The following is a 10,387-nucleotide window of genomic DNA, read 5'->3' as shown; positions in this document are numbered from 1 at the left end:
TAAACAATGCCGCATTTTTCTAGCGGCATAAAACAGAATTACAAAAACGTATACATAATTAAAGCTAGGAGCAAATCATGTCAAACGGCCGTATTTTACACACCATGCTACGCGTTGGTGATCTAGACAAGTCTATCGAGTTCTACACCAATGTAATGGGCATGCAGCTATTACGTAAGAACGAGAATAAAGAGTACGAATACACACTGGCTTTCGTTGGCTTTGGTGACGAATCTCAAGGTGCTGTGATTGAGCTGACTTACAACTGGGGCACGACTGAATATGACCTTGGCTCAGCTTTTGGTCACGTTGCTATCGGTGTTGATGACATCTACACAACGTGTGACGCGATTAAAGCAGCAGGCGGTAATGTGACACGTGAAGCGGGCCCTGTAAAAGGCGGCTCTACTCACATCGCATTCGTTAAAGATCCTGACGGCTACATGATTGAGCTTATTCAGAACAAACAAGCAAGTGCTGGTCTAGAAGGTTAACCCTTCGTAGCCTCTGCAATATTTGGCTATGGAATAAACACTATAAGCGAGCATAAAGCTCGCTTTTTTTGTAGCTCTATTAATAATCGATATTCTTTACTAATTATTACAACATTCTCACTGATGAAACTTTACATGATAATAATTATCATTTAAATTAAGTCCCCTATTGATTAGTGAGGTAACACAATGATTAGCGAATGGGAAAAACACACGTTACTTGCCGATACGGCATTGCAGCTCGACGATCCTGTACAAAGTATTCTTCACTATCAGCAAGCATTGAGTTTAAGCGAAAAAATTACTGAACGTACCGATATCCAAGCGGACGAGCGCTTACTTATCTCTGTGATTTCTTGTCACAACCTTGCTCAGTTTTGGCGATGGGCCGGCGATACTGAATATGAACTCAAGTATCTCCAATTGGCTTCAGAAAAAGTACTGACACTGATCCCGCAATGTCCCAATACGCAATGTTCAAGCTTCATTGACTCAATTGGTTGCTGTAAGAAAGCCCTTATCGATTTCATGAAACGCCATCCCAACCCTAAAATTGCTTCTATGGTGGAAAAGATCGATACCGCGACCAACTGTGAAATGATCGCCCGCTTCCGCTTGAACTAAAAAAATTACGTTTAAACAACGACTCAAATTTAAAATATAAAAAAGCCCGTCATCAGTGAAGACGGGCTTTGTCATTTCAAAACGAGCTATTGTTCAGCTTAAACCTGTGTGCGACCTAAAGAGATAACAACACGTCGGTTTTTGTCTTTACCAATTGGCGAGTTGTTGTCAGCAATTGGACGACGCTTACCATAACCTTGTACTTGAATACGGTCTTCTGGCAAGCCTAGAGATTTAAAGTACTCTCTTAATGATTCCGCTCTGCGCTCTGAAAGATTCTGGCTAATACCTTTGCTATCGACGGAATCGGTGTATGTAGCCACCAGCACAAGGTCGATGTCTTGGTTATAGCGAACATAGTCGGCAATCTGGCTGAGTCTCTTACGTGAAGACTTATTCAACTGATCGCTGTTACGATCGTAGTGCAAGATAGTAAAAGAGATATCTTCGAAGCTGTAAGGCAATAAGTTGGCGATACAATCACTGAACACATTGTACTTCTCTTGGAATAATACCGATGATAGTGCAACTTCGATTCGCTGATCTCGGCTCTGCCACTCTTGATAGCTGAATGCCGGGTAACGCCCTTTCTCCAACTCACTCAAAATACCCCAAGCGGTTTGACCACCAACATAGCCATCAAATTGTTGGAAGAACTTAATGGTCGTCATGCGGTCAGCACTTTCGCCCGGACGCCAAGCTGGCGGCATAGAGATCAAGCTTACATTGCGTGTCGCACCCATTGGGCGACGCATTTTAAGCTCAAAATCCAAAATGATTTTTTTACTCGCGCGAGATGAAAACTCAGCATCACCGAAGTTGGGGATAGGGTGAACCAAGCGACATTCTAGTGGCGTGTTAGCCACCATCTCCCACGTCGACTGTAGAGGAGATGCTCCGTAACGCTTTGCTTGTGCCAATACCGATGACGACATAAGTAGCGAAAATAGCATTGAACCTGTTATGAGTTGTTTCTTCATAAAGTGGAGTATCTCTTAAGCAATTCGTTTAACAATGCAGCCAATTGCCGCATTTTTCCATCACGTTTGAATATGCAATTATCAAGCCGAAATAGGTCGGCTAATTTATGATTTATTGCCCTTCCCTAGTTTTTATCACTGCTATTATCTGCAATAATGCTGCCTTAATCACACATATTTGGGCTAACATGACTGTAGAAAACGAAGCTCTGACCCTTAAAAAACGCTTTCGTGGCTATTTCCCAGTGGTCATCGACGTGGAAACCGCAGGGTTTAACGCTGAAACCGATGCATTATTAGAAATCTGTGCCATTACACTAAGAATGGATGAGAACGGAGATCTGCACCCTGCATCAACGCTTCATTTTCACATTGAGCCTTTTGAAGGCGCAAATATAGAGCAGGCAGCATTAGACTTTAACGGAATTAAAGACCCATTTAGCCCATTACGTGGTGCTGTGTCGGAACAAGAAGCCCTTAAAGAAATCTACAAGCTGGTGAGAAAAGAACAAAAAGCTTCAGATTGCAGTCGCGCAATCATGGTCGCTCACAATGCTACGTTCGATTTAAACTTCGTTAATGCAGCAAGTGAGCGTTGTAAGCTTAAACGCGTCCCTTTCCATCCATTTGCAACTTTTGACACTGCAGCCCTTAGTGGTCTTGCCTACGGTCAAACCGTTTTGGCTAAAGCTTGCCGCACTGCGGGGATGGAATTTGACAACAAAGAAGCACACTCTGCTTTGTATGATACGCAAAAAACCACAGAGTTATTTTGCGGCATAGTAAACAAATGGAAAGCCCTTGGTGGTTGGCCTCTTGTTGACGAAGAATAACAAATAGAGTCGGTAAACGTTCACTTGTATTGCCTTCATAAAAAACACAACATCCCGAGAATAATATGAATCCTGTTGTAATTTCAGTTTGCATCATGCTTGTTTTAGCTTTGATGCGCGTAAACGTTGTCGTGGCTCTCACGTTCAGCGCAATTATCGGTGGCGTAGCCTCTGGTATGAGTGTGAACGATGCTGTAGCAGCGTTCGAAAGTGGATTAGGTGGCGGTGCAACTATCGCACTTAGCTACGCAATGCTTGGTACCTTTGCTGTTGCTATCTCTCGTTCTGGTATCACAGATCTACTTGCTCAAAGCGTCATTAAGCGCATTCACGGCAAAGAGAACAGTGCGGCATCTAATGGTCTAAAATATGGCATCCTTGCGTCTTTGATCTTAGTGACCATGTCTTCGCAAAACGTGATTCCTGTGCATATCGCCTTCATCCCAATTTTAATCCCACCTCTATTAGGCGTATTCGCAAAAATGAACCTAGACCGTCGTCTGGTTGCGTGTGTACTTACTTTTGGCCTGATTACTCCGTATATGGTTCTACCTATCGGTTTTGGTGGCATCTTCCTAAACAACATCTTGCTTAAAAACCTTCACGACAACGGTCTTGAAAACGTAGTAGCAAGCCAAGTACCAATGGCGATGTTGTTACCGGCAGCTGGTATGATCTTCGGTCTTCTTACGGCAGTATTCTTTACTTACCGTAAGCCACGTCAATACAAAGAAACGTCTCATACTGTTGTTTCAACCGAAGTGAAAGAGATCAACAAGAAGCACATCCTAGTGGCTGCTGCGGGTATTGTTGCTGCACTAACGGTTCAACTATCGACAGGTTCTATGATCATCGGTGCTTTGGCTGGTTTCATGGTATTCACCTTCGGTGGTGTAATCGCTTGGAAAGAGACACACGATGTCTTCACTAAGGGCGTTCACATGATGGCAATGATCGGTTTCATCATGATTGCAGCGGCAGGTTTTGCAGCGGTAATGAAGCAAACTGGTGGCGTTGAATCTTTGGTTGAAGCGCTTTCAACCAGCATCGGTGACAACAAGCCTCTAGCGGCACTGCTTATGCTAATTGTTGGTCTATTGGTAACTATGGGTATTGGTTCTTCGTTCTCTACGATTCCAATTCTTGCAACTATCTACGTTCCACTAGCAGCAGCATTTGGTTTCTCACCTATGGCAACGATCGCTCTAGTAGGTACAGCGGCAGCGCTTGGTGATGCTGGCTCTCCAGCTTCTGACTCAACCTTAGGTCCAACATCGGGTCTTAATGCTGATGGTCAACACGAGCACGTATGGGAAACCGTAGTACCGACGTTCCTACACTACAACATCCCACTGATCGTATTCGGTTGGATTGCAGCTATGGTTCTGTAGTTAAAGAGTCCTACGCTAACTTTTATAAAGACCGCCTCGTGCGGTCTTTTTTGTATTTAGTCTCTTGCCCCTTTTATTTCTAACTTTAGAAACACGCTAACCTTCTGAACCAACATCACTCCCTATACATTATCCCGTACGTATTGATGTGCAACTTGTGGCTATTCATTGAATTCACTCCTACACTTAAGTGTTTAATAAATAAGCCGCTAATTCATAGACGACAAAGTGGCAAGGCTCAATACGTCAGAAGGCTACTATATGGATATACTCGCCCGATCGCGCTACCTCATCGTTGATGACAGCAGCGTCATTCAAAGTGCTACCCGCGCACTACTTATCAAGTTAGGCGTGCCTAACAACAATGTGATTAGCGCATCCAATGCACAAAACGCGATTGAGGCTTGTCGCGCACATCGATTCGACATCTTATTAATTGACCACGATTTAGGCTCAGGAAGCAATGGCTTGCAGTTGCTTGAGTTCTTGCAGCAAAAAGAATTAATCCGGCCACAAACGATCGTCTTTATCGTCACAGGCAATGACAGCCAAGATACCTTCTTTGGTTATGCTAACTTAGAACCTGATGGTTATTTGATTAAGCTAATACGTGCAGATGACATCATAAAAAGAGTCACATCCGCACTCTCTCGGCAGCAATACTTTTCGACATTAGAGCAGGCCTTTTTAAAGAATGGCCTCAATGCGGTAAAGCCACTCTTTGGCAAAGCCCCTGATCCGTCGACACTGAAAGATGCCATTATTTATATGGCGAATATTCTGATAAAAAACCAACAACTCGATGACGCACAAGCCATGTTGAATGGGCTATTGCAGCTCCATGATTACCTGCCCGCTAAAGTTAAGCTCATTGAAATACATATCCTTAAGCAGCACTATCACGACGCACTCCGTCAAATCGATGGCCTAATAGAAAGCAACCCGCGCAATATCAAACTTCAGCAACTTAAGGTCAAGATCTGTCTCAATACCAGTGATTTCGAATCAGCGAGCGAACTGATTGACCAAGTACTCACCGTGAACAGCAGTAATATTGAGTTAACCAACACCATGGTCTGGCTGCAGTTGCTAGATAAAAATGTCACACAAGCGACCCAACATCTCAAATCTCTCGCACAACTCATTCCTCACTCAATTTGGGATTCTACAGGTAAGCGAGCACTCATCTTATGGGCGGATAGTTTGGCGCTCACCCACGAAGAACTAACACTTTGGAAACCTGAAGCGACTTGGCAGAGGCTTTCTCACTCTGAAAAGTCTTACGCATTGAGCAAGCCGCTTCTAAAGCTTTGTCGTACCTTACAACTGATTCAACTCGATCAACATGAGGTTGCGACAGAGTGCATTGAGAGTATTTCGATAAACGAGTTTTCAGGCAATGATGTCGACGCGTTCTTCTTGTTGGCGCTGTGTTATCAAGCCTTAGGATTACAAGACAAAGTCGTTCAAATAAAGCGCCAAATTGACGTTCATTTAAAAGCGGATCACACGAACCTTGCTCTACTTCAACGTATGGCATTGCAGCAAGCTGATAATTTTTCACTCCCCACACTAACTAAAGCCCCTTTGGCTGCCGTTAGTTAAGCATGGCGATACTCTAAAATCAGCAAGCAAACGACAGGATGTCTTTATGCAAAACAGCGCTTCAAAAACGAAAACGTGGTGTGTCGCCTTTTTATTGAGTTGTCTTTCACTGTTGATGTGGCCACTGCTCACCTTTGCCGAAAACACCCCACCAGGGAACACATCACCCGCTAGCTCCTTAGCAAACAAAACAGAGAACTCATCGAGTGACCAAGTCATATTGCGGGTTGGCCTACCTTCTTACGACATGGTCCCCTACAGCTATCAACATAAGACTCCCTCAGGCAACACTGTTTCTGAAGGGCTACTCATCAGTATGTTGGATCAGGTAGCGGTAAATGCAGGTTTCCAATATCAGATTAAGTTGTATTCAACATTTAGTGATGTACTGAGTGCATTCGAAAGAGGTGAATTAGATCTGCTAGTCGGTGTCTCTTCGACCAAGGAGCGCCATAATTACATGACTTTTAGTGAGCCGATGTTTTCCATAAGACGAGCGGTGATGACCCAAAATAGAAAAATAAACGATTTAGGTGCGTTGGCAACCGCCAACCTAGCATTGGAGAAAGGGTTTGCGCTCAATGATCTGCTTCCTAGCCTGCTTCCTGATAGTCAAATTACAACATTAGACAGTACGCAAGCGGCATTCACGGCAATTCAGGAGGATAGCGTGGATGCGTACATTGGCGATGCGCTTGCACTTTCTGCGTTATTACGAGAACAGCCTCGAGACTCACTCACACTATCAGTTCTTCCTGACCTTCCAGCTGACCACTTGCACTTCGCGGTCAAAAAAGGAAAGCACAGATTGCTTAGCCGAATCAATTTCGCTTTACAGGACATTAAGGAAGGCTCACTGCAATCTATTTATAATCAATGGCTTGCTCCGTCGCAACATTCGATGCTGCTGAACTATGGAACATTGAATTTAACCCAAGATGAAAAGAACTGGCTCGACAGCAACCCTTCCATCCCCGTAGGCACACACTCCAATTGGTACCCTTACGACTTTACCAATGAGCAACAGCAACACTCAGGCTTATCTGCTGACATCTTAAACCTAATAAGTAATGTGCTTGGCGTGTCATTCGAAAGTACCACTTACCTAACACCAGAAGCGGCCGAGGTCGCGTTCAATAATGGTGAGACAATGGTGCTAACCAACATCACACCAACCACAGATAAAGCCCGATACATGGACTTCACTCAAGCTTACAGTTTTGAACCTTGGGTGTTATTGAGTCGCTCTGATCGCTTAGGCAACTTTGCGCCAAGTGGCACCGAAGCTGTTGGTGTGATTGAAAATTCTGGAGGCTCAACAGTTCTGCCTTCTCTCTGCCTTACTTGCCTAGCCGTCCCTTACATCAATCACGTCAGCGCTTTCCAAGCATTACAGAAAGACGACATCAGTTTCGCGCTTGCTTCACTTCATCATGCTGCACCTTTATTGCATCAAGACTATGTAGGGCAATTCAAAATCACTGGCACCATTAATGAGCAAAACAGCGCACCACTAGCTCTCGCAGTGAACTTCCGCCATCCCATGCTGTTGAGTATTCTCAACAAAACCATTGGAGCACTGCCTGCCAATGAATTAGAGCGCTTGGAAAGCAAATGGTTAACCTATGAATACCAAGAAGGCTTATCACCACGCGAAGTCGCTAAATGGTCGGTGATCATCGGGCTTGGAATCTTTGTGGTCATTTTCGTGATCGTATTTTGGAACCGAAAAATGGCGGCTGAAATCGAGCAGCGAAAGATCGCCGAGCAGAGAGCAAAAGCAGCAGAAGCCCATTTGCAAACGCTGGCCGACAACATTGATGGGGTCGTGCTTAAACATATTCAAACGCACCCTCGACAGCCTTTAGATATCCGGTTTAGCTTTGTCAGTGCAGGTGTAAGCGATATGTTCGGCTTATCCGTGGATAACGTAAAAGAGCACCCTCAACACCTGTTTAATCTGATCTCAGAGGATGACTTGCCCCAGTTTGAAACCAGTATGCTCGAAGCTATTGAAACCGGGCATTGGGAAAATGAACAGCGAATGCAGTTAGAATCAGGTCAAACTAAATGGGTGAAATTTAATAGCCAAGTATCGAACAGCAAAACCATTGAGTGGAATACGGTGATAACAGACATCACCCTACTAAAAAAACAACAGCAAGCTTTAGACAACGCACGCCAAAAAGCAGAAAGTGCAACGGCTGCAAAGTCGCAATTCTTAGCGACCATTAGCCACGAGGTTCGCACCCCGATTAGTGGGATCTTAGGGCTGTTGGAATTAATGCAGGAACATCAGCTGAGTGAAGAGTTACTGAACTTACACGGTGGATTGAATCAGTCGGCTCGGAACTTACTGCACATCGTTAATGACGTACTCGATTACTCCAAGATTGAAACCGGAAAATTGGATCTTAACCCGACCGAAATTGAGCTCGGCAAAGTACTTGCCCGTATCGTGCAACCGCAATCCATTCATGCACAGCAAAAAGGCTTAGCCTTCCACTATTGGCAAGACCCAAACCTCGCTCAGTGGTTGTTTGCAGACGATATACGACTCCATCAGATTCTAAACAATTTCCTTAACAATGCGATTAAGTTCACCGAACATGGCACTATTTCATTGCATATTGATGTGATTGAACAGAACGAACATCAGCAGAAAGTTAGCCTCACGGTTTCCGACACGGGCATCGGCATCCCGAAAGACAGACAACAAAGCTTGTTCCAACCTTTTGAACAAGTCGACAAAACCACTAGCCGCCGTTTTGGTGGCACAGGGCTTGGACTGTCTATCGCTTTGAAATTGATAGAACAGATGGATGGCAACATAGAACTGTCGAGTGAAGAAGGAAAAGGCAGCCACTTTACGGTTACCGTTACCCTCCCAACTTGTACTCCTGAACATGCAGTAAGCAACGCTTTGGCTCTACGACAAACGCTGATTTTTCCTTCAGAGGGTGAGAATTCTATTGAGCTAGATGTCGGTAATCACTCAAACGAGGTATACGTCGTCGGCTACGTTCTGCAACAAGAAGAGCTGTGTCGATATCTGAAACACTTCGATCTTGAACCAAAAGTTCTGCACATTAATCAAAAGCACCTACTCAAAGAGATGGTCGTCAAACATCAGCCCAAACACATCTTTGTCGCGATGTCGGTTTGGCAACAACTGGCGATTAGCGATGCTTGGATTCAGCAGCATACGGGTTCAACACGCTTCACCGTAATCAACCAAAACCCAATGCTCTCACCAGAGCCTTTAGGTAACTCTTGGTGCTTATCGGTGAATCCGCTGCTGCCCGATAACCTTGTTCATGTTTTAACGAAACCCGTCAGTCACAACAATCTAATCTCATCATTAGACAACGAAACCAAAGCGCCTATCGCCATCGAGACTCGCGAACAAGCCGAGAGTAATGGCCGACTGATTCTTGTTGCGGAAGACCACCCGATCAATCAGCAAGTCATCGCCAAGCAGCTCGAGAGTATTGGTGTCCACGCTGATATTTTCGATAACGGAGTGCTAGCGCTGAATGCTTTAAAAAATAAACGTTATGGTTTGCTTCTCACCGATTGCCATATGCCGGAGATGGACGGTTACACGCTTGCCTCAAGCATTCGTCAGATAGAACAACGCAATGAAGAACTAAATCAAGAAACTCAAAAGTTGCCTATCGTCGCGTTGACGGCGAATGCGGTTCAGGGTGAAGATGCCAACTGTTATGCACACGGCATGGATGATTTCCTAGTTAAACCTGTTTCCATTAAGCAAATGAAGCTGACCATTGAAAAATGGCTACCCGCAATCCACGATTTAGATCCGACGCTTGAAGCCGATATTTCTGATGCAGAAAAGCCAGACTCGCAAAATCAGGACACAAGCTCTTCGTCAAACGCTTTACCTGCAGCTCAAGAAACCAATGAGTTTTCGATGCTGTTCCAAGGCATTGAACAGAGCTTTGCGGAATCGGCAGAAAATAACAACTCAGAGACAATCGAAGATGTTGACCCCACTGTCCCTCAAGATTCACCCAACGAGACCAATAGCCCCATCATCGACTACACCGCACTCTACGATCTATTTGAAGATCACGATGTGGTGATGACCTTACTCGACGAGTTTGCCGCAAGTTTTATTGCAGATAATGAACAGATAAAAGCGCAGTGGGCTAATAAGGAATATAAGGGACTAAAAACCACATCACACCGACTCAAAGGTGCCGCTAAAATGGTGGCATGTGACGCGATGGCTTCTCCGCTCGCAATCATTGAAGCACAAGCAAACGGCCTAGTAACCGAAGCCACAGAATTAGATCAAGTCGAATCAGAAATTGAAGCATCAATCTCGGAAGCAACTAACACATTCGAACGGTTTACAGAGGAGATAAACCAACTACGTCAGACAAAAGAAAAGGCTTACTCTTATGAGTAAGCCTTAGAGGTTATTGCGTCAATAC

Annotated in this window: 7 protein-coding genes; 6 read left to right on the top strand and 1 reads right to left on the bottom strand. The window is 44.6% G+C overall.

The window, feature by feature from the left end:
• Positions 1-77: 77 nt before the first annotated feature.
• Positions 78-494 carry a lactoylglutathione lyase gene (gene gloA / locus ACED28_RS09290; protein WP_004734046.1) on the top strand — a complete coding sequence of 139 codons (417 nt, stop codon included), beginning with the start codon at positions 78-80 and terminating at the stop codon, positions 492-494.
• A gap of 189 nt (positions 495-683) precedes the next feature.
• On the top strand, positions 684-1,118 hold the full coding sequence (locus ACED28_RS09285; RefSeq protein ID WP_012603530.1) for a DUF2753 domain-containing protein: 435 nt from the start codon (positions 684-686) through the stop codon (positions 1,116-1,118).
• Positions 1,119-1,216: 98 nt separating this feature from the next.
• Here the strand turns inward: ACED28_RS09285 and ACED28_RS09280 are convergent, their stop codons facing one another.
• Positions 1,217-2,098, bottom strand: coding sequence for an OmpA family protein (locus ACED28_RS09280; protein ID WP_371709715.1), 882 nt, complete (start codon positions 2,096-2,098; stop codon positions 1,217-1,219).
• A 188-nt stretch (positions 2,099-2,286) separates the two neighbouring features.
• Between ACED28_RS09280 and rnt the strand changes: the two genes are divergently transcribed.
• From rnt to ACED28_RS09260, 4 genes are all read left to right on the top strand, one after another.
• Positions 2,287-2,931 carry a ribonuclease T gene (rnt, locus tag ACED28_RS09275; RefSeq protein ID WP_029222960.1) on the top strand — a complete coding sequence of 215 codons (645 nt, stop codon included), beginning with the start codon at positions 2,287-2,289 and terminating at the stop codon, positions 2,929-2,931.
• A gap of 65 nt (positions 2,932-2,996) precedes the next feature.
• The gene (locus ACED28_RS09270) at positions 2,997-4,322 is read left to right on the top strand and encodes a Na+/H+ antiporter family protein (protein WP_012603527.1); all 1,326 of its coding nucleotides are present in this window, start codon (positions 2,997-2,999) and stop codon (positions 4,320-4,322) included.
• Between the two features lie 261 nt (positions 4,323-4,583).
• Positions 4,584-5,927: a response regulator gene (locus tag ACED28_RS09265; protein ID WP_371709714.1), complete on the top strand. Its 1,344-nt coding sequence runs from the start codon at positions 4,584-4,586 to the stop codon at positions 5,925-5,927.
• Positions 5,928-5,973: 46 nt separating this feature from the next.
• Positions 5,974-10,362 carry a transporter substrate-binding domain-containing protein gene (locus ACED28_RS09260; protein ID WP_371709713.1) on the top strand — a complete coding sequence of 1,463 codons (4,389 nt, stop codon included), beginning with the start codon at positions 5,974-5,976 and terminating at the stop codon, positions 10,360-10,362.
• Positions 10,363-10,387 lie beyond the last annotated feature (25 nt).

Source organism: Vibrio sp. 1F253, from assembly GCF_041439295.1.
Classification (GTDB): domain Bacteria; phylum Pseudomonadota; class Gammaproteobacteria; order Enterobacterales; family Vibrionaceae; genus Vibrio; species Vibrio tasmaniensis_A.
The sequence above is the reverse complement of the archived record's forward strand: the minus strand, read 5'-3'. Positions and strand labels throughout refer to the sequence as shown.

Coding starts and splice junctions, on each gene's coding strand:
- gloA (WP_004734046.1), top strand. CDS start 78: ATGTCAAACGGCCGTATTTTACACACCATGCTACGCGTTGGTGATCTA.
- ACED28_RS09285 (WP_012603530.1), top strand. CDS start 684: ATGATTAGCGAATGGGAAAAACACACGTTACTTGCCGATACGGCATTG.
- ACED28_RS09280 (WP_371709715.1), bottom strand. CDS start 2,098: ATGAAGAAACAACTCATAACAGGTTCAATGCTATTTTCGCTACTTATG.
- rnt (WP_029222960.1), top strand. CDS start 2,287: ATGACTGTAGAAAACGAAGCTCTGACCCTTAAAAAACGCTTTCGTGGC.
- ACED28_RS09270 (WP_012603527.1), top strand. CDS start 2,997: ATGAATCCTGTTGTAATTTCAGTTTGCATCATGCTTGTTTTAGCTTTG.
- ACED28_RS09265 (WP_371709714.1), top strand. CDS start 4,584: ATGGATATACTCGCCCGATCGCGCTACCTCATCGTTGATGACAGCAGC.
- ACED28_RS09260 (WP_371709713.1), top strand. CDS start 5,974: ATGCAAAACAGCGCTTCAAAAACGAAAACGTGGTGTGTCGCCTTTTTA.